Source organism: Halomonas halocynthiae DSM 14573 (assembly GCF_000425725.1).
Classification (GTDB): Bacteria; Pseudomonadota; Gammaproteobacteria; order Pseudomonadales; family Halomonadaceae; genus Halomonas; species Halomonas halocynthiae.
Genome location: NZ_KE384439.1, coordinates 253,654 through 272,567, shown reverse-complemented (window position 1 = coordinate 272,567; position 18,914 = coordinate 253,654). Strand labels below are relative to the sequence as shown.

The 18,914-nt window shown below is 52.5% G+C and carries 17 protein-coding genes; 6 read left to right on the top strand and 11 right to left on the bottom strand.

Annotated features, from left to right (window positions below; all coding sequences use genetic code 11):
- Positions 1-14 precede the first annotated feature (14 nt).
- Genes H616_RS0106810 through H616_RS0106800 form a run of 3 tightly spaced genes read left to right on the top strand, consistent with a single transcriptional unit; the run spans position 15 to position 2,048 of the window.
- The gene (locus H616_RS0106810; RefSeq protein WP_027966693.1) at positions 15-506 is read left to right on the top strand and encodes an LPS-assembly lipoprotein LptE; all 492 of its coding nucleotides are present in this window, start codon (positions 15-17) and stop codon (positions 504-506) included.
- 7 nt (positions 507-513) lie between these two features.
- Entirely contained in the window at positions 514-1,590 is a 1,077-nt protein-coding gene (gene holA / locus H616_RS0106805) for a DNA polymerase III subunit delta (protein WP_027966692.1), read from the top strand.
- A 47-nt stretch (positions 1,591-1,637) separates the two neighbouring features.
- Positions 1,638-2,048 (top strand): DUF488 domain-containing protein, encoded by a 411-nt coding sequence (locus H616_RS0106800; protein WP_027966691.1) that lies wholly within the window; start codon positions 1,638-1,640, stop codon positions 2,046-2,048.
- Between the two features lie 93 nt (positions 2,049-2,141).
- Here H616_RS0106800 and nqrM read toward each other — a convergent pair whose 3' ends face one another.
- The 9 genes from nqrM to H616_RS0106755 form a co-directional block, all read right to left on the bottom strand.
- Entirely contained in the window at positions 2,142-2,396 is a 255-nt protein-coding gene (gene nqrM / locus H616_RS0106795; RefSeq protein WP_027966690.1) for a (Na+)-NQR maturation NqrM, read from the bottom strand.
- A 164-nt stretch (positions 2,397-2,560) separates the two neighbouring features.
- Positions 2,561-3,724, bottom strand: coding sequence for a linear amide C-N hydrolase (locus tag H616_RS14400; RefSeq protein WP_240470540.1), 1,164 nt, complete (start codon positions 3,722-3,724; stop codon positions 2,561-2,563).
- 167 nt (positions 3,725-3,891) lie between these two features.
- The gene (gene nqrF / locus H616_RS0106785; protein WP_027966689.1) at positions 3,892-5,124 is read right to left on the bottom strand and encodes an NADH:ubiquinone reductase (Na(+)-transporting) subunit F; all 1,233 of its coding nucleotides are present in this window, start codon (positions 5,122-5,124) and stop codon (positions 3,892-3,894) included.
- A gap of 71 nt (positions 5,125-5,195) precedes the next feature.
- Positions 5,196-5,813 (bottom strand): NADH:ubiquinone reductase (Na(+)-transporting) subunit E, encoded by a 618-nt coding sequence (nqrE, locus tag H616_RS0106780; RefSeq protein WP_027966688.1) that lies wholly within the window; start codon positions 5,811-5,813, stop codon positions 5,196-5,198.
- Position 5,814: 1 nt separating this feature from the next.
- A complete protein-coding gene (locus tag H616_RS0106775) occupies positions 5,815-6,483 on the bottom strand; it encodes an NADH:ubiquinone reductase (Na(+)-transporting) subunit D (protein ID WP_027966687.1) in 669 nt (222 codons plus the stop codon).
- Positions 6,484-6,485: 2 nt separating this feature from the next.
- A complete protein-coding gene (locus H616_RS0106770; RefSeq protein WP_027966686.1) occupies positions 6,486-7,304 on the bottom strand; it encodes a Na(+)-translocating NADH-quinone reductase subunit C in 819 nt (272 codons plus the stop codon).
- Entirely contained in the window at positions 7,304-8,530 is a 1,227-nt protein-coding gene (locus tag H616_RS0106765; RefSeq protein ID WP_035572716.1) for an NADH:ubiquinone reductase (Na(+)-transporting) subunit B, read from the bottom strand. The genes H616_RS0106770 and H616_RS0106765 overlap by 1 nt, the downstream gene beginning before the upstream one ends.
- Complete coding sequence (locus H616_RS0106760; RefSeq protein ID WP_027966684.1) at positions 8,530-9,879, bottom strand: Na(+)-translocating NADH-quinone reductase subunit A; 1,350 nt, start codon at positions 9,877-9,879, stop codon at positions 8,530-8,532. Before H616_RS0106760 ends, H616_RS0106765 begins: the two co-directional genes overlap by 1 nt.
- Positions 9,880-10,211: 332 nt before the next feature.
- Positions 10,212-11,672 carry a glyceraldehyde-3-phosphate dehydrogenase gene (locus H616_RS0106755; RefSeq protein WP_027966683.1) on the bottom strand — a complete coding sequence of 487 codons (1,461 nt, stop codon included), beginning with the start codon at positions 11,670-11,672 and terminating at the stop codon, positions 10,212-10,214.
- Positions 11,673-11,919: 247 nt separating this feature from the next.
- On the opposite strand from H616_RS0106755, the gene mfd reads away from it, so the two are divergent.
- The 3 genes from mfd to H616_RS14390 all read left to right on the top strand — a co-directional run bounded on the left by mfd (position 11,920) and on the right by H616_RS14390 (position 17,436).
- On the top strand, positions 11,920-15,378 hold the full coding sequence (gene mfd, locus H616_RS0106750; protein ID WP_027966682.1) for a transcription-repair coupling factor: 3,459 nt from the start codon (positions 11,920-11,922) through the stop codon (positions 15,376-15,378).
- 119 nt (positions 15,379-15,497) lie between these two features.
- Positions 15,498-16,532: a L,D-transpeptidase family protein gene (locus tag H616_RS14395; RefSeq protein ID WP_084155755.1), complete on the top strand. Its 1,035-nt coding sequence runs from the start codon at positions 15,498-15,500 to the stop codon at positions 16,530-16,532.
- Between the two features lie 76 nt (positions 16,533-16,608).
- Entirely contained in the window at positions 16,609-17,436 is an 828-nt protein-coding gene (locus tag H616_RS14390) for a glycerophosphoryl diester phosphodiesterase (protein WP_084155803.1), read from the top strand.
- Here the strand turns inward: H616_RS14390 and H616_RS0106735 are convergent.
- Together H616_RS0106735 and H616_RS0106730 are read right to left on the bottom strand one after the other, a co-directional pair.
- Complete coding sequence (locus H616_RS0106735; protein ID WP_035572713.1) at positions 17,373-18,170, bottom strand: YiiX/YebB-like N1pC/P60 family cysteine hydrolase; 798 nt, start codon at positions 18,168-18,170, stop codon at positions 17,373-17,375. The genes H616_RS14390 and H616_RS0106735 overlap by 64 nt on opposite strands.
- A gap of 89 nt (positions 18,171-18,259) precedes the next feature.
- Positions 18,260-18,832, bottom strand: a complete 573-nt coding sequence (locus H616_RS0106730; RefSeq protein ID WP_027966680.1) for a hypoxanthine-guanine phosphoribosyltransferase — start codon at positions 18,830-18,832, stop codon at positions 18,260-18,262.
- Between the last annotated feature and the right edge of the window lie 82 nt (positions 18,833-18,914).

The following is an 18,914-nucleotide window of genomic DNA, read 5'->3' as shown; positions in this document are numbered from 1 at the left end:
GCCCGGAGGCCACCATGCAACGCCGTACCTTGTTCAAATATGCTCTCACTCTTGGCAGTGCCACGCTATTGGCAGGCTGCGGCTTCAAGCTTCGCGGCTATGGCACACCCTCGGTCAGGCTCGACGAAATCAGCGTGGAAGGGCCTTTCAGTCCATTGCGCGATCGTTTGATTGTACGCCTAGACAATGCTGGCACCGAAGTTAATGAGACAGCGCCCTGGATTCTGACCTTAGGTCAGGAACGCGTGGAAGACCGCCGCTTTAGCCTGCGCCAAGCGGGAAATCAGCAGCATGAAATGACGCTAACCGTCACGATGGCAGTCCAGCGCCGTTCCGATGGCGCCTATCGCCTGCCCAGCGAAACGATCACCGTTCGGGAAACCTACCTGCTCGATGACGATAACTTACTAGCCGCCGGAGACTACCGCGAAGAAATACGCAATCAGTTACGCGACAAGGCAGCACGACATATTATCCAGCGCCTAAACACCCTTATCGAGCCGTGATCGTCTCATGAAGGTTTATCCTGATAAGCTGGATGGTGTTTTGGCTCGTGGCCTGCCTGCAGTAGTCATTGTGGCTGGCGACGAGCCTCTTCAGCACCGCGATGCCTGTGATGCAGTGCGATTGGCCGCTCGACAATCTGGTATTGAAGAGCGCCAAGTCCTCGATGTAGAAGCCAACTTCGCTTGGGGGCGGCTCACAGAGGCCGCCTCAAGCTTGTCACTGTTTGCCTCTCGCAAACTGATAGAACTCCGTCTTGGAAACAGTAAGCCAGGACAAGAAGGCGGCAAAGTATTACGCGCCTACGCTCAGCAGTTTGCTGCCAATGATCCTGCTAATGACAACCTGCTATTAATTAACAGCGGCAAACTTGATTTTAAAGAGCAAAAAAGTGCTTGGTTCAAAGCACTGGATAGCGTAGGTGTTTTTGTTCCGATATGGCCCGTTGAAGCCAACTTTCTCCCTCGCTGGCTTGCTGGGCGAGCCAAGCTTCACGGCTTGCATATAGACAATGCGGCCGCCCAATTACTGGGCGAGCGTACGGAAGGTAATTTACTGGCCGCAGATCAAGAACTGCAAAAACTGGCCTTATTACTTCCAGCAGGAGCCCGAGTCACTTCGGAGCAAATAGCTGGAGACGTTGAAGACAATGCACGTTTTGACGTATTTACGCTGACTGATGCTTGCCTGAAAGGCGAGCCGGCACGAGCCTCACGTATCATCAGTGGCCTACGCAGCGAAGGCGTAGAAGCACCTATCGTATTGTGGGCGTTATCACGGGAAATGCGCCAACTGTTATCACTGCATCAGCACCTAGAGCAAGGCCAAAGCCTGGAGCATGCATTTAAGGCCCAAAAACCGCCAATCTTCGAGCGTCGTCGCCCAGCCTACCAGCAAGCACTCAAGCGCCTGCCACGCAACCGCCTGTATAAATTGCTGTTATTTTCACAGCGGCTGGACCTTTCCATCAAGGGGGCCGCACCATTGCTGCCACTATGGGAGGGGCTTCACGATTTAGCACTAACGCTGGCCGGTGGACACGGTCTCCTCGCAACACTGCCTTCCTCCTACCGTACCGGTAGTTGAAGTCGTAGAGGCGCCAAAAAGCACCCACGTTACGCAGGAAGAGTACGATGAATTATGACATTCAACTAAAGCGGATCTACCAAGAAATCTGTGATGATGATGGCGCCCGTATTTTGGTGGATCGCCTATGGCCTCGTGGCAAACACCGTGAACTACTTGCATTGACAGAGTGGTACCGTGGCGCCTCGCCATCAAGTGTACTGAGACGGCAATACCATAATAATATTATTAGTAAAGCGGTCTTTGAGTCGCGCTATCGCGGCGAACTTCGCGATGACTCTGAGAGCTTAATACCACTCATGCGCTATGCTCGCCAAGGGCGACTCACACTGCTTTCTGCCTCACGCGAACTATCGACATCCCATTTACCGCTGCTTAAAGATGCCCTGATCTGCGCACTTCAAGAGGAAGACAATGCTGACCGCAAACTCAGCCCACCCCCCACTATGCCCAGTTAATTGCTAACCTGCACAGCCAGTTTAAAAACAGCGTTCAGCGTGCATTGAAAGCTCAGGCGAAGAGCTCCGACCAAAGAGCTCCGACCAAAGAGCTCAGCGGCGAGTCGCGTCGTACCCCAGATCCAGTCCACGGCTTTCATCACTACGACGACGCGCACTCACGCTTTTACGACTTTCTTCCTCACATACCTGATCATTACCACCGCAGACCTCACAACCTTCCTTCATACCAAGCCGATTAAGCCCGCCGCAAGTCCCAGCAATAGGTCGCTGTCCGAGTATGACACCGACTGCCATGATAGCCATGATCAACAACATAACAGCCAATACAATGAAAAACAGGCTCATGGTACCTCCTCTATTTAGTCATGCCTTATCACTACCTATGATAACAGCCCGAGCACCTGACGACACAGCAAAAAACTGCCCTAAGCCAAGCTGAGACACCTTCAAGCACAAAGGTTATATCAACGAGAATTAGGGCAGCACTGTTTTAGCGAGCTGGAAAAACGTTAATTTACCGTTTTCAGCGCATCATTACCTTCAGCGATAGTCGCAGGAACCTGACTCAAGGCAATGCTCTTCTTTTCTGTTTCATTCTTTAACGCTGCCAAATCAAAATTGATGTAGTTCATGGCATCATAACTTCTGACATTGAACTGCAGCTGGCGAAGGTCAGATAAAGCGGTCCAGGAGGTATATTCAGACGTATACATTTTATGCCCTTCAACACCAGGTGCCGTAATATTCTCAATTTCACCCGTATAGCGGTTGTCCATAGTAATGCCGCGTGGACGGTCAAAGTTATTCATCACATGGGCCAAAGTGTTCACCGCCTTATCGGGCGTTTTGGCTTTTTCGGCAAACTGGGAATAGTAGACAGCGCGAACAAAACGACCTACTGAGGTATTGGATGCGGGCAGAGCAACTGTTGCAATGCCTGAGTCGGGCTGTTCAAAGCGTTCGCCGTTGAACTCTATGGTGGACCGATCGCGGTTATCCAGAAAAGTGTAGTTGTTCAGATTGGTCATGTGCCAGGAGAATTCAGGCCCATTGGTCATTACCCCAATCGGATTATCAATAACGTTTTGCTGGCCATTTGAAAACTCGATAACAATCGAATCACCATTAGCATCGTGCAACGTATAGTGGAACGGTGTCTTGAGGATGCCCAATGGCAGGAGCGCCGTGACTAATACGGGCTGCGCCTCAAGCGCCTCTTTAACCTCAGCGACCGTCTTGAATTGCGACAGAGCCCAAGCCCCCAAATCAATGGCCGCCAACACTTCTGTGGTTTTTGACACCATATCCTTAGGCCCTTTCGTGCTGGCAAAAGCCAGTACACTAAAACTCAGCCCTTCATCATTCATTCCCTCAACCACTTTGAGATCTTTACTCACAGGGTCTGGAACCGTTAGCGATATAAAGCTGTATTTCCCTTCAAACGCAAGTTCGGGCTGGCCATCAGCTTTGGACTCGAACTCAGCACCTTTAGGGAAAAACGTAGCCTCGTAAGGCAGCTGCATGGGTAATTCCATGGTTCTGCCTGCATAAGGTGCACCATTAGCATCGGTATAAAGCAAAGAGGTGCATGAATAACCTATCGTCGGAAGTGCAACAGCGCCTGCGACAACACTGGCCAGCAACGTCCGCATAAGTACGTTTGGTTTGGACATCTGTCTTCCTCGTTTTTGACATGTCATATAGGCGTATCACCAGCAGGTCACTCCATTACATGACAATCTGCCAGTTTACGGCCAAGATATAATTAATCCCTAATAACGACAAGGGCTGGCAAATTGCCAGCCCTTGTATGATTCAGCCCAAACACTATCTGGCCTGATCAACCACCGAAGTCATCAAGCATGATATTTTCAGGCTCTACGCCTAAATCTATTAGCATCTTGATCACTGAGGCGTTCATCATCGGAGGCCCACACATGTAGTACTCACAGTCTTCAGGTGCCGGATGGTCCTTGAGATAGTTTTCATAAAGGACATTGTGGATAAAGCCGGTCGGGCCTTCCCAGTTATCCTCAGGCTGCGGGTCCGACATCGCAAGATGCCATTCGAAGTTATCGTGCTCTTCGGCCAGCTTATCGTACTCATCGTTATAGAAGGTTTCTTGCCAAGAGCGTGCACCGTACCAGAACGAGATCTTACGCTTGCTGTCTAGACGCTTAAGCTGATCGAAAATATGGCTACGCATAGGTGCCATACCCGCACCACCACCAATGAACACCATTTCTGCGTCAGTGTCTTTGGCAAAGAATTCGCCAAATGGCCCCATCACCGTAATCTTGTCACCTGGCTTCAGGTTAAAGACAAAGGTAGACATTAGACCTGGGGGATGACTGCTGTTCGGCGGCGGCGTCGCAATCCGGATATTAAACTTGAGAATTCCCTTCTCTTCCGGATAGTTAGCCATAGAATAAGCACGCATCACCTCTTCATTGGTTTTATGCGAGATATTAAACAGGCCAAATTTTTCCCAGTCGCCACGAAATTTTTCTTCGATATCAAAATCCGAGAACTTGACATCATAAGGCGGCGCCAAAAGCTGCACATAACCACCAGCACGGAAGGCAACTTCCTCGCCTTCAGGCAAGCGCAGGTTGAGCTCCTTGATAAAGGTGGCAACGTTGGGGTTAGCAGTAACCTCACACTCCCACTTTTTCACACCAAAGACCGACTCCGGAACCAGAATTTTCATGTCCTGTTTCACGGGCACCTGACAAGACAGCCGCCAGCCGTCTTTACGTTCGCGCAACGTAAAGTGAGATTCTTCCGTGGGAAGAATCGACCCACCACCGTCTTCCACACGACACCGGCACTCTGCACAGCTACCACCACCGCCACAGGCAGAGGGCAGGAAAATACCATTCGCGGCCAACGTGCCGAGCAGCTTGCCGCCCGCCTGGGTAGTGACCGTGTTGTTCGGGTCGTCGTTAATCTCGATGGCCACCGCCCCCGTGCTTACAAGCCGGCTGCGCGCTGCCAAGATCACCAGTGTCAGCCCGACGATAATCACGGTGAACATGATCACACCGAGCAAGATGACTGTTGTTTCAACCATGTCGGTTTCCTATTGCTTTCGTTACCTGGTCATCGACGGTGCCTGACACCGCCGACAGGACAGGAGCCACTTCAGAGCTGAATTCCCGAGAAGGACATAAAGCCCAACGACATCAGCCCCACAGTGATAAAGGTGATGCCCAGCCCCTGCAGGGAGCTTGGCACGTCGCTGTACTTGAGCTTCTCGCGGATACCGGCCAACGCAGTAATGGCCAGTGCCCAACCAACACCAGCACCGAAGCCATAGACCACGGACTCACCGAAATCATAGTTACGCTCAACCATGAACAATACACCACCAAGAATGGCGCAATTCACCGTGATCAACGGTAAGAACACGCCCAGGGCGTTGTAAAGCGCCGGCACATACTTATCAAGAAACATCTCCATGATCTGAACAAGAGCGGCAATAACGCCGATATAGCTCAGCAGCCCAAGGAACGACAAATCAATATCTTCAGCACCACTGATTCCCGTCCAGGTTAGCGCCCCTTCTTTCAGCAAATAGGTATAGACCAGGTTATTGACCGGCACCGTGATAGTCAGCACGACGATAACCGCAATACCCAAGCCAATGGCCGATGAAACCTTCTTAGACACCGCCATAAAAGTACACATGCCGAGGAAGAACGCTAGGGCCATGTTTTCAACAAAGACCGCCGCGACGAACAGGCTCAAATAATGTTCCATGTTACACCGCCTCCTTCGGCTGGGTGTTTTCTTTCATCACGAACTCGTTCGCTTCATCCTGCTCCGGATCAAACGAACGCAGCGCCCAGATAATCAAGCCAATGATGAAAAATGCAGAAGGTGGCAACAGCAGCAAGCCATTAGGCACGTACCAGCCACCGTTTTGAACTGTCTCAAGCACAGTGAAGCCAAACACAGTACCGGAGCCAAGCAGCTCACGAACAAAAGCGACCGTCATCAGAATGAAGCCATAACCCAAACCATTACCAACGCCATCAAGGAAAGACAAACCTGGCGAGTTGGTCATAGCAAAGCCTTCAGCACGCCCCATCACGATGCAGTTGGTAATAATCAAACCAACGAAGACCGAGAGCTGCTTAGACATCTCATAGGCATACGCTTTGAGAATCTGGTCGACCACAATGACCAACGAAGCAATGATAGTCATCTGTACAATGATACGAATCGCTGAAGGAATATGATTTCGAATCAAGGAGATGAACAGGTTAGAAAAAGACGTGACGAAGATTACTGCCATCGTCATCACCAACGACACGCCCATGCTGCTGGTTACCGCCAGCGCAGAACAGATACCCAGTATCTGCAAGGCGATGGGGTTATTTTTGAAAATAGGCGTCGTCAGGACACCCTTGGTTGTCGGTTCTGACATCATCAGGCTCCTTCAGTCTGGTTACTGTCGGTAGAGGCGCTCTGCACCTCATTACTCTCGACGCCACTGCGGAAGCGGGCAAGGTATTCACCAAAGCCCTGCGGACCTAACCAGAAGCGCACCAGGTTGGTCACGCCGTTACTGGTCAGCGTCGCACCAGACAAAGCGTCGACCTCTGTCTCACTGCTAGCCCCACCTTTAACCAAACTGATAGCAGCTTCAAGGCTACCGGGCTCGGCATAAACTTCTTTGCCGTCCCACTGGGACTTCCAGTTCGGGTTATCTACCTCGCCACCCAAACCTGGCGTTTCACTATGAGAGTAGAACGTAATGCCTTCGATGGTGTTACCGTCACCCTGCACTGACAGATAACCGCGCATCAACCCCCATAACCCCTGACCACGGATCGGTAGAATGATCTGATCGGGGCTTTCAGGGTCACCAACCAGATAAACGGTGCTGAACTTTTCCTGACGCGACAGCCCCGCATTCTCCTTTTCACCAGACAGCGTGATTGACTGTGCCGGATCTTTGGCAGCCTCAAAGCTGTTATAGGTCTGCGGGTCAAACTGATCGCTGTACTCGCCGGTTTGCAGGTTCACCACACGAGGCGTGATCGACCTGAACACTTCCTCGACATTGACACCTTCTTCATAAAGACCAGCCACCGCCAAAATATTCGACTTGCGATCAAGCTCCATGTTCTGTTGTTGCTTGGAGCGTAACGCAACAGCTGCGGTAGAGACGATGATCGAGCACACAATACAAAGTGCGAACGCCACCGTAAGAATCTTCTTGATGGAATCGTTACTCTTTGCCATCAGGTAGTCTCCTCAGCCGTTACGCCAGTGCGCTGCATCCGACGCTTGATATTGGCTTCAACAAAGAAGTGATCGATCAGCGGGGCAAACAGGTTAGCAAACAGAATTGCTAACATTATGCCTTCTGGGAACGCTGGGTTGACGACACGAATAAGCACCGTCATCACACCAATCAGCGCGCCGAACAACAAGCGCCCTTGGTTAGTCATGGAGGCCGACACCGGATCAGTCGCCATGAACACCATACCGAAAGCAAAGCCGCCCACAACCAAATGCCAGTACCAAGGCATGGCAAACATGGGGTTGGTATCAGAACCGACCACGTTGAACAGCAAGCTTGTCGCAACCATACCGAGCAGTACGCCCAGCATGATTCGCCACGAGGCAATGCCTGTCCAGAGCAAGATGACAGCCCCTACCAAAATGGCGAGAGTCGATGTTTCCCCAATAGACCCTGGAACAAAGCCAAGAAACGCATCCCACCAGCTCCACATTGCAGTGATGCCGCTCATGCCGCTCTGAAAGCCTTCAGAAAGTATCGTTGCCCCTGTAAAACCGTCAGCAGCCACCCATACCGCATCACCAGAAATCTGCGCAGGATAGGCGAAATAGAGGAAAGCACGACCGGTAAGCGCTGGATTAAGGAAGTTCTTGCCAGTACCACCAAAAATTTCTTTTCCAATGATCACCCCGAACGTGATACCCAGTGCCACTTGCCAAAGCGGAATGGTCGCCGGAAGAATCAGCGCATAGAGCACGGAAGTGACGAAGAAGCCTTCGTTGATTTCATGGCCACGCTTAACAGCGAAAAGCACCTCCCAGAAACCACCTACCACAAAGGCCACTAGATAGATGGGCACAAAATAGGTGGCACCTAGAACAAAGTTGGCCCACATGCTACCCGGGTCATGGCTCCCAGCCAGGGTCATGACAACGGCTTCGCGCCAGCCACCAAGTGCCCCAAAACCGTCAGCAATTGCCAGGTTAGCTTGCCACCCAGCATTCCACATACCAAAGAACATGGCGGGGAAGGTACAAGCCCAGACAGTAATCATGATACGTTTCAAATCAACGCCATCACGCACATGTGCCGTCGTTTTAGTCACGCTGGGTGGGCTGTAGAAAATGGTATCCACCGCCTCATAGAGCGCATAAAACTTCTCGTACTTGCCACCTTTATGGAAGTGGGGTTCGAGATTATCGAGTGTCTTTCGGATACCCATCATCAGGCCTCTTTCTCGATCATGGAGAGATTGTCACGCAGGATGGGACCATACTCGTACTTGCCCGGGCACACGTAAGTGCACAGGGCAAGATCTTCCTCATCCAGCTCAAGGCAGCCAAGTTGCATGGCTTGCTCGATATCACCAACAATCAGCGAACGCAGCAGCTGAGTGGGCAGAATATCCAGCGGCATCACCTTCTCATAAGCCCCTACCGGCACCATGGCACGTTCCGAGCCATTCGTGGAAGTGGTTGGCGCATAGTTGCTCAAGCCTTTGAGCTTAGAGAGATAGATCCCCATGACCGAATGACGATTGAGCCCCGGAGAGATCCACCCCATAAACGTGCGCTTGTTACCTTCTTCAAGCAAGCTGAACTGATTATGGAAACGCCCCAGGTAACAAATGGCTCCTTCGGCAGAAAAGCCGGAGAATACCGAGCCAGAGATAACACGAGTCCCTTTAGGTTCTACGACTTCGCCTGCCAACAGCTCATCGGTGCTAGCGCCTAAGCGAGTACGCACCAGGCGAGGCTTTTCAGCACGCGGGCCACCAATAGCTACCACACGGCTGACATCGAGCTTACCTGTTGCAAAGAGTTTGCCAATGGCAATTACATCTTGATAGCCCACATGCCAAACACGCTTCTTCAAACCGACCGGCGAGAGATAGTGGATATGTGTTCCCACTAACCCTGCAGGGTGAACACCACCAAAGGTTTCCTGTGTCACCCCTTTGATGTCGCCACCGCTGATCTGAGCCCCTGGCGCGGTGCATAAAAACACTTGGCCTTCGGTCAAGTGAGTCAGCACTTTCAAGCCATCTTCAAACGCCTCTTTCTGCTCATCAATAATAACGGCAGGATCTGGGCATAGCGGGTGCGTATCAACCGCCGTTACAAAGATGTTTTCAGGAGTGCTGTCAGGTGCAGGCGTGCGTGAATAAGGACGTGTACGCAATGCCGTCCACAAACCAGATTCAACCAGTTGATCGACAACAGCTTGACGCTCAAGCCCAGCCAGCGCCTCGCGCCCATGAGCCGTAAAACTCACAGACTCCTCAGCCTCGTCAACCTTGATCACTACCGACAGCAATCTACGTTTCTCACCGCGATTTACTGAAACCACTTCACCAGCGGCCGGTGCAGTAAACTGCACACCGTCAATTTTCTTGTCAGTAAAGAGTAGCTGGCCCAGCTTGACCTTGTCCCCCTCCCGGACCTCCATGGTCGGCTTCATGCCGATATAGTCGGTACCTAGGATAGCCACGTGTCGCACCGGACGCGCATCTTCAATGCGCTGCTCCGGCGCCCCCGTGAAGGGGAGATCCAGGCCTTTCTTGACTTCGATCATAGTCTCGCCCGTTGTTGGATCGGATATACGAAAGAAAGGGGTACGGATGGATCCGAATTCTTTTCGTTGTCAGATTATTATTCGTCGGCCCCGGATACGTCCGGACCGCCCCAAAAATCCACCGTATTATAAAGATAGCTGACATGAATGGCCACCTGACCTTAGGTCGCACAACGCGCCAGAATTCCCAACCCTCCGCTATCACACACCACCTTAAACGAATAGACCTGACTGACCGGCAGCCCAAAACGACTCACTTCAACGCAAAACGCCGACCCCAAGGGGTCGGCGTTTTGTCTTAGAGCGCATTCACATTAGCGTGAACACGTAAACTAAGCGATCGTCTGAGGCAGTTTGACAAAATCCACATGAGACATGTGTTGCAGCAGGCGAATTACCTGGCAGCTATAACCGAACTCGTTGTCATACCATACATAAAGCACAGCATGACGACCATTACCGATAGTTGCCTTGGCATCAACGATACCTGCATGACGGTTGCCCACGAAATCGGTAGAAACCACTTCAGGCGAGTCAACATAATCGATTTGTTTCTGGAAGGGCGAGTCCAGCGACATGCCGCGCAGGTAGTCATTAAGCGCAGCCGCATCAACGTCCTTGCCCAGCGTGAGGTTAAGAATCGCCATAGAAACGTTCGGGGTAGGCACACGAATTGCGTTACCCGTCAGCTTGCCAGAAAGCTCTGGCAAGGCTTTTGCCACCGCCTTGGCAGCGCCTGTCTCAGTCAACACCATATTAAGAGGCGCGCTACGCCCGCGACGATCTCCCTTATGGTAGTTATCAATCAGGTTTTGGTCATTGGTATAGGAGTGCACGGTTTCCACATGACCAGACTCGATACCATACTCATCGTTGAGCACTTTGAGCACTGGCACAATCGCGTTGGTCGTGCAGGATGCCGCGGAGATCAGGCGATCATCTTCACTGATATCATCATGATTAACGCCATAAACGATATTCTTGATATCGCCCTTGCCTGGCGCTGTGAGCACCGCCTTAGCAACGCCGTTACACGCCAGATGCTGCCCTAACCCAGCCTCATCACGCCAGATACCGGTGTTGTCGACCACTACCGCATTGTTAATACCATACTCGGTGTAGTCCACCTCAGCCGGTGAGTCCGCGTAAATCACCTTGATGACGTTACCATTAGCCGTCAGCGTACGCGCTTCAGCGTCAACACTGATCGTGCCATCAAATGGGCCGTGTACGCTGTCACGACGCAGCAGACTGGCACGCTTTTCCAGGTCCTTGGCAATATCACCACGACCACGCACAACAATCGCCTTAAGCCGCAACAAATTGCCGCCGCCAGCCTTCTCAACCAATACACGAGCCAGAATTCGGCCGATGCGCCCAAACCCATACAGCACAACATCCTGAGTCTTGCCAACAACCTGAGCATCATGCGCATCGACAATTTGGGCAAGCTGCTCACGCATAAACGCAACAGGATCACCACCACCCTGTTTTTTCCACATTACGCCCAGCTTGCCCACATCGACATGAGCTGGCCCCAGATTCAGCTCCATCATGGCTTGAACCAGCGGGAAAGTGTCTTTAACGTTAAGTTCAGTCCCCTCGACTTTACGAACAAAACGATGATCCTTGATGATACGGATCACACTGCGGTTGAACAGCGAACGACCAAACATCGTCGTCACAACATTGTTATGGCGATACAAACGGCCAATAAGGGGGATCATCTGCTCGGCGATGGCTTGGTTATCGTGCCATTCTTGGAAGACGGTATCGAGGGATTGCTGACTCACGAGAGGCCTCATTCACTGGGACGGAAGTTCCGGCATTATCCTGATCACAGCACCTCAGGGCAATGTCGTGTTAGTCGCACCCTCTGTAGGGGAACTACACAATCACCCATTTCACTACAAGAACGCCTTGGGCTGGTATGATATACGCACATTTCACTCATCCAACGGCGGGTCAGCCTGCGTGAGCCGCGCCGTTTGTTTTTGACGCCAGCGATGACCCAACAGCCTTTTTTACAGCGCCGACATCATGACCCTCTTACAGCCTCTTGCTCCCACTCGCCCTAACGGGCTCCGCGACACTCTCTACTGGCAAACACCCGCTGGCAGTGCAACCGCTCTGGCGCTGGCACGCTTGGCCGACGACGCCCCCTTACTGGTAATCACTCCAGACACTGCACAAGCCCAGCGCCTTGAGAGCGAGCTTGAGTTTTTCTCAACGCTCCCCGTCTTACCCTTTCCCGACTGGGAAACACTGCCCTACGACAGCTTTTCACCACACCAGGAGATTGTTTCGGCACGGCTACGCACTCTTCGCCGCCTGCAGGATGGTGAACACGGCATTGTGTTGGTATCCATTAATACCGTGATGCAACGTTTACCACCAGTAGACTACATTGCTGGGCGCGTCATGACGCTGTCTACCGGCATGCAGCTTGATCGTGAAGGCTTTCGAAAACGGCTTTCTCTGGCCGGTTATCGTGCCGTAGAAACGGTCTTTGAACCCGGCGAATATGCATTACGCGGCGCCATCATCGACTTGTATCCGATGGGAAGTGATGCCCCGTTGCGGGTCGACCTAATGGATGACGAAATCGACACCTTGCGCTATTTCGATCCAGACACCCAGCGCAGCGACGTCAAGATAGACCATGTCGAGCTGTTACCGGCCCACGAATATCCCCTGTCACCCGAGGCCATCGCTCGCTTTCGTGAAGGTTTTGAGACCCTATTTGACATAGATCCACGTCAGTGCCCGCTTTACGTGGATGCATTGAAAGGCATTCCTTCACCAGGTGTTGAGCAATATTTACCGCTATTTTTCCAACATACCGCCACACTGTTTGAACACTTAGCCGACAGCACTCGCGTGGCACTGCTACCAAATGTCTTCGAAGCCGCCGAGCACCACTGGGAGGCGATAACAAGCCGCTTTGATAACTTGGGTGTCGATCCCACGCGACCACTGCTACCACCCCACCGCGCGTTCGTACCGGTGGCCGAAACATTCGCTGCTATCAAACACCACCCCAGAGTCGAACTCACTAACGATGAGACGCATCGCCATGCCTTAGGCACCATGGCCCACCCTCTACCCCAACTTGCCGTAGATGCTCGGTCGCACCAGCCACTGGCTTCGCTCAAGTCATTTCTTGAGGAAAACACTGAGACGCGAGTTCTGATGGTGGCGGAGTCTCGCGGTCGTCGCGAGGCCATGGAGGACGTTCTTACACCACTTGGCCGTAAAATTACTGATGTCGACAGTTTCACAGCCTTCGCCGAGCAAAACATGCCTCTGGCAATTACCGAAGGTGGGCTAAGCTCGGGCTTCTGGCTGGACGAGCCGAAACTAGCAGTGATCAGCGAAACCGAGCTGTTTGGCGATATTGTGCGCCAAAGCCGACATCGAAAAAAAGCCACCGACAACGATCAACTCGTAATTCGACACTTGTCGGAATTGCAATCCGGCGCACCGGTCGTCCATCAAGCTCACGGCGTGGGCCGTTACAAAGGGTTAGAGACCTTACAAACCAACGATCAAGTTGCTGAGTTTGTCGCACTAGAATATGCCGAGGGTGCCAAGCTGTATGTGCCTGTAGACAACCTGCACCTGATCAGCCGCTATGCCGGAGCAGACGATGAACTCGCACCATTGCACCGGCTTGGTTCTGAGCAGTGGGAAAAAGCCCGCCGCAAAGCTGCAGAAAAAATTCGTGATACCGCGGCTGAACTTCTCGACGTTTACGCACGCCGCGAAGCACGCCAAGGCTTTGCCAGCACACCACCTGACCAAGACTACGTGCGCTTTGCCGCCAGCTTTCCGTTCGAGGAAACCCCCGACCAGCAAGTCACTATTGCAGCAGTCATTGCAGACATGACCGCCACCCAACCCATGGACCGTGTGGTTTGCGGCGATGTCGGCTTTGGCAAAACCGAAGTGGCCATGCGCGCGGCGTTTCTAGCAACTCAGAGCAACCGCCAAGTCGTCGTCCTGGTGCCAACCACCCTGCTGGCGCGTCAGCATTATGAAAACTTTCGTGACCGTTTCGCCGATACTGCAGTCAACATAGAACTGGTCTCCCGCTTCACCAACAGCCAAAGCAAACAAGGGCAACAAAGCACCATTCAGCGTATTGCCGAAGGCAAAGTAGACATCATCATTGGCACACATAAACTGCTTTCTAAATCCATGAGCTTTCCCAACATGGGGTTGCTGATCATTGATGAAGAGCATCGTTTTGGCGTTACCCAAAAGGAAAAGCTGAAAAACCTACGTGCCGAAGTGGATATCCTGACCCTAACCGCAACGCCCATTCCGCGCACGCTGAATATGGCGATGAACGGTATCCGGGACTTGTCAATCATCGCCACTCCACCGGCTCGCCGACTGTCGGTAAAAACCTTCGTCAAACGCCACGACGATGCTTTAATAAAAGAAGCCGTGTTACGCGAAATTCTGCGCGGCGGCCAAGTTTATCTTCTTCATAACGAAGTCCGCACTATTGAGACTGCCGCTGAGAAAATACGCGAACTGGTGCCAGAAGCCCGTGTTGCAGTGGCTCACGGCCAGCTGCCCGAACGCAGTCTAGAAAGGGTAATGTCAGACTTCTATCATAAGCGCTTCAACGTCTTGGTCTGCTCAACCATTATCGAAACCGGTATCGACGTGCCCAGCGCCAACACGATTATTATCGAGCGCGCGGACAAGTTCGGTTTGGCACAACTTCACCAGCTACGTGGCCGAGTTGGCCGCAGCCACCACCAGGCCTATGCTTACCTACTCACCCCGCCGCCCGAAGCGATGACCCGCGATGCTATCAAACGGCTAGAGGCCATTAGCCTAGCCGAAGATCTTGGTGCTGGCTTCACATTAGCCAGCCATGACATGGAGATTCGCGGCGCTGGCGAACTGCTTGGCGATGAGCAAAGCGGGCAAATGGAAGCCATTGGCTATGGCTTGTACATGGAGATGCTAGACCGAGCCGTCAAAGCCATTCGTGAAGGAAAAACGCCCAATATCGAAACACCACTCACCGAGGGCGTAGAAATCAGCCTCGGCCTACCCGCGCTGATTCCTGCCGACTACCTGCCTGATGTACAGCAACGGCTAGTGATGTACAAACGCATTGCTAACGCTGAAAATGATGCTCAGCTCAAAGAGCTACAGGTAGAAATGATTGACCGATTTGGGCTGTTACCCGAACCAGTTAAAACGCTGCTTCGCCAAACGAAGTTACGCCTGCGTGCCGAAGCTCTTGGTATCACGCGTCTAGATATTGGGGCTAATAAAGGACGTGTGACGTTTACCCCGGACACTCAGGTTGACCCTCTCACACTGGTAACCTTGATTCAGTCGTCGCCAGACTGCTACCGGCTTGAAGGAGCCGACACCTTATGCCTACACGCCGACTTACCCGACGCAGACTCGCGGTTTACGTTTATCGAAACACTTTTATCGACACTGAATAAGAAAGTTCAGGCAGCCTGACTCAAACCATGAAAAATACAATACACTACCCAACAATCGTACACTGTGATACTTAAGCTATCGGCGCTTTTACCCACGACGCCACAATCAATCGAATGGAAGCCACTACGGAAATCAACATGCTAAAAGCTCTGTCCCTACTGACCCACCGATCGGCCTTAACGTTAGTAATAGCTACTGGGCTTGCACTTTCCATGCCCGCCATCGGTGAAACGTCAGCACGCAAAGCCTTTCCGCTACCTGAGAATGTAGACGTCGTCGGAGAACTTTACGCCGTAACGGCCAAGGAAGACGACACCTTGATTGACATCGGCCACCAGCATGGCATTGGCTATGAAGCCATGGTGCGCGCCAATCCTGACGTCAGCGTGTGGTACCCTGGAAAAGGTACCGAAGTCATGATTCCAGGACAGTTCATTTTACCTGACGCACCGCGTGAAGGTGTTGTTGTCAACGTCGCTGAAATGCGTCTTTATTACTACCCGCCCGGTAAAGACGAAGTAGAGACCTACCCGATCGCCGTCGGACGCATGGACTGGAAAACCCCATTAGGGAAAACCACCATTACCGAGAAGGTCGAAAATCCCACGTGGATCCCGCCGCAGTCGATTCGCAAAGAACATGCTGAAGCAGGCAACCCGTTGCCTGCCGTCGTGCCTGCAGGGCCAGACAACCCGATGGGTAATCACAAAATGCGCTTGGGCATCCCAGGCTATTTAATCCACGGCACCAACAAGCCTGACGGTGTTGGTATGCGAGTCACCCATGGCTGTATTCGCATGCTGCCAGAAGATATTGAAAATCTCTTCCCCCGCCTTCCCCTTGGCACGTCTGTCCGCTTGGTCAACGAAAGCTTCAAACTGGGTTGGAATGACGAGCACCTCTATGTGCAAGCCTACCCCTACCTAGACGAAGAAACAGAAAAAACAATGCAGCGGGTCACCGAAGCTCTAGCTGCTGTCGATGCCGCCACAAAAGACCTCGACTACCCTGTTGATTACGCCAAGCTGCGCAAAGTTGTTGAAGTCCCTAGCGGAATGCCAGTCGCTCTTGGCGATGTTCCTTCTCAGCCAGAAGCCCCTGCAACAATGTATCAAAACGTCAACCACGAAGCCGCTGCTACATTCATTGACCGCTTATCTATCGACGGTTGAGCGAATGACCAACTGGCAGCGGGCCACCATCCCGCTGCCTTCACGGCTTAATTATTGTCTAACGCTCGGAAATACCGTGTCTCACCCTCATATCAAGCTGCCACGCCTTATTGCTCATCGCGGCCTTTCAGCCCATGCGCCAGAGAACACCCTGTCGGCAGTTCGTGCTGCGCATACCGCTGGCTGCCAGTGGGTCGAACTGGACGTCCAGCTACTGGGTGATAACACCGCTGTGATCTGGCACGACCGAGACGTCAACCGGTGTAGCAATGGCCGGGGACGCCTGCGCGACATGAACCTGGCTGACGCCAAAGCCCTCGACGTCGGTAGCTGGTTCAGCCCAGACTTTACCGGCGAGCGCATGGCCACACTGGCTGACATGCTGGCGCTGCTGAAAACACTGAAAATGGGTGTCAACCTAGAGTTGAAAGTCAATCGCGGGCATGACCCAGCGGCATTAGCAGAAGCCGCCATTCCCGTCTTGATGAAAGCGCTACCTAGCGAAAAATACGTGGTCTCATCTTTTAGCGCCAAGGCGCTGGCCCATGCGCGCGCACTAGCCAGCACAGATCAGCTAGCACTAGGCTGCCTGTTTGATCGCGTCCCTAGCGACTGGCAGGCACGCTGCCAATCAATTCAGGCTTGGAGCCTGCATGCCAACTGGAAAAAGCTCACTCAACAACGGGCCCGCGCAGTAAGCAGCGCAGGTTATCCGCTGATCTGTTTTACGGCTAATGATCCCGCTCGCTTCATTCCTTTTTGGAAGTGGGGCACCACGGCAGTGATAAGTGACGATCCCACACTGTTTAGCAATACCTCAGCTAACCTACCTGACTCACATCACGCAGAGTCGATACTTGCCGCGCCTGATGAAGACACCTCTCCCCAAATTAAACGACGATGATCAAAATTGCTGTCCAATGTCGGCTTAATCACCTGAAAATATGGCGACACGTCAAAATCACGCGGCACGAAGTGGCTATAGTGGCGAGGATAAAGCACCTGAATATCCTGGCCATGACACCCAGGCTCTAGCGACTGGGCCGGCGCAATACGCGGCAAAATAGGATAATCAATCGATTGAAACGCCTGCGCCAACAGCGTCGAGCATATTGCGCGAGTCGGATCACCACTCCCCAAAGCCAAAAAGTAGCGCCGCCAACGTGATGGCACAGGCGGAGTTGGCAACAAGTAGCGAGCCAAATCAGCCACATGACGAAGGTCATACTGAAACCCTAGCCGCTGGCCAGCAAAATCAATAACGCCTGCCAGCTCTTCGTCTGTCAGGCCCACTGGTCGGCAGATCCGACAATGGGAGTCGCCATAGGTGGAAACGGGAATGCACCGCACTCCCTCTTGGATATCTGCTTCAATTAACGCATGGCTCCCACCCCCAGCTTCCTCGTAAGCATCCCCAACATACAACGCCGCATGCGACCAGGTAGATTGCGTCAAGTACTTGATTGCAGTACTAACCCGCGTATTCCCCTCAACCAACAACACATCACCTGGCCGCAAACACGCTTCCAGGCTAGCTAAATCCGTGGGCATCAGAGTTGCTGCGCCTGGCAGTGGCCTGCTCAAGTAGCGGCTCAACCATTCACCAACCCGGGTGCGTAATGTTTTTTTTGTTTTCATCAGTGATGTCCTTACACACCCAACACCCAACACCCAACACTCAACACTCAACACTCAACACAGACGTTACGCTTCAACCGGCCGAAGTACTACATACCCTGGGGCGCAAAGATACCCGGCGCATTACGCCAGTACCCTTTATAGTCCATGCCGAAGCCAAACACGTAGCGATCAGCAACTTCTAGACTACAGTAGTCAGCCTTCAAGTGAGGCACGGCTTTACGGTCGTGGCGCTTATCAACCAATACCGCTGTGGAAACACTCGCCGCACCCGCCTGATGGCAGTACTCAAGAATTGCCGCCAGCGTAGCCCCTTCATCAAGAATGTCATCAACAATGACCACGTGACGATCCGCCATAGGAATCTCCGGCGATACCCGCCAGAAAAGCTCACCACCACGCGTTGTGCCGCGATAGCGGGTAGCATGCAGATAATCCACTTCTAATGGAAAACCCAAGCGAGTCAGCAAATGACCCGTGGTAATCAACCCCCCGTTCATTACACAGTAAAATACCGGCAGCTTATCTCCCAGATCACGGGTCATTTCATCCGCCATACGATCAAGCGCCCACTCAACCTCCTGACAAGAAATCAGGCAGTCAGCAGTATCCATTACCGCACGCATGGTATCCAACTCATTGGCAGCTTCGTGTTTTGACATCAAAGGGTCTCGCCAGATTTAACAGAAGGGTTCAAAACGAAAAATACTAGCCCGATTTTAATTGCCACCCCTGAGGCGCAAT

What these genes read in the sequence shown, in the direction of transcription:
- H616_RS14400 (WP_240470540.1), bottom strand. Translation starts at nt 3,724, where the DNA reads ATGTCCAAACCAAACGTACTTATGCGGACGTTGCTGGCCAGTGTTGTC.
- nqrF (WP_027966689.1), bottom strand. Translation starts at nt 5,124, where the DNA reads ATGGTTGAAACAACAGTCATCTTGCTCGGTGTGATCATGTTCACCGTG.
- nqrE (WP_027966688.1), bottom strand. Translation starts at nt 5,813, where the DNA reads ATGGAACATTATTTGAGCCTGTTCGTCGCGGCGGTCTTTGTTGAAAAC.
- H616_RS0106810 (WP_027966693.1), top strand. Translation starts at nt 15, where the DNA reads ATGCAACGCCGTACCTTGTTCAAATATGCTCTCACTCTTGGCAGTGCC.
- H616_RS14395 (WP_084155755.1), top strand. Translation starts at nt 15,498, where the DNA reads ATGCTAAAAGCTCTGTCCCTACTGACCCACCGATCGGCCTTAACGTTA.
- H616_RS0106760 (WP_027966684.1), bottom strand. Translation starts at nt 9,879, where the DNA reads ATGATCGAAGTCAAGAAAGGCCTGGATCTCCCCTTCACGGGGGCGCCG.
- holA (WP_027966692.1), top strand. Translation starts at nt 514, where the DNA reads ATGAAGGTTTATCCTGATAAGCTGGATGGTGTTTTGGCTCGTGGCCTG.
- H616_RS0106730 (WP_027966680.1), bottom strand. Translation starts at nt 18,832, where the DNA reads ATGTCAAAACACGAAGCTGCCAATGAGTTGGATACCATGCGTGCGGTA.
- H616_RS0106765 (WP_035572716.1), bottom strand. Translation starts at nt 8,530, where the DNA reads ATGATGGGTATCCGAAAGACACTCGATAATCTCGAACCCCACTTCCAT.
- nqrM (WP_027966690.1), bottom strand. Translation starts at nt 2,396, where the DNA reads ATGAGCCTGTTTTTCATTGTATTGGCTGTTATGTTGTTGATCATGGCT.
- H616_RS0106800 (WP_027966691.1), top strand. Translation starts at nt 1,638, where the DNA reads ATGAATTATGACATTCAACTAAAGCGGATCTACCAAGAAATCTGTGAT.
- H616_RS0106770 (WP_027966686.1), bottom strand. Translation starts at nt 7,304, where the DNA reads ATGGCAAAGAGTAACGATTCCATCAAGAAGATTCTTACGGTGGCGTTC.
- mfd (WP_027966682.1), top strand. Translation starts at nt 11,920, where the DNA reads ATGACCCTCTTACAGCCTCTTGCTCCCACTCGCCCTAACGGGCTCCGC.
- H616_RS0106775 (WP_027966687.1), bottom strand. Translation starts at nt 6,483, where the DNA reads ATGTCAGAACCGACAACCAAGGGTGTCCTGACGACGCCTATTTTCAAA.
- H616_RS0106735 (WP_035572713.1), bottom strand. Translation starts at nt 18,170, where the DNA reads ATGAAAACAAAAAAAACATTACGCACCCGGGTTGGTGAATGGTTGAGC.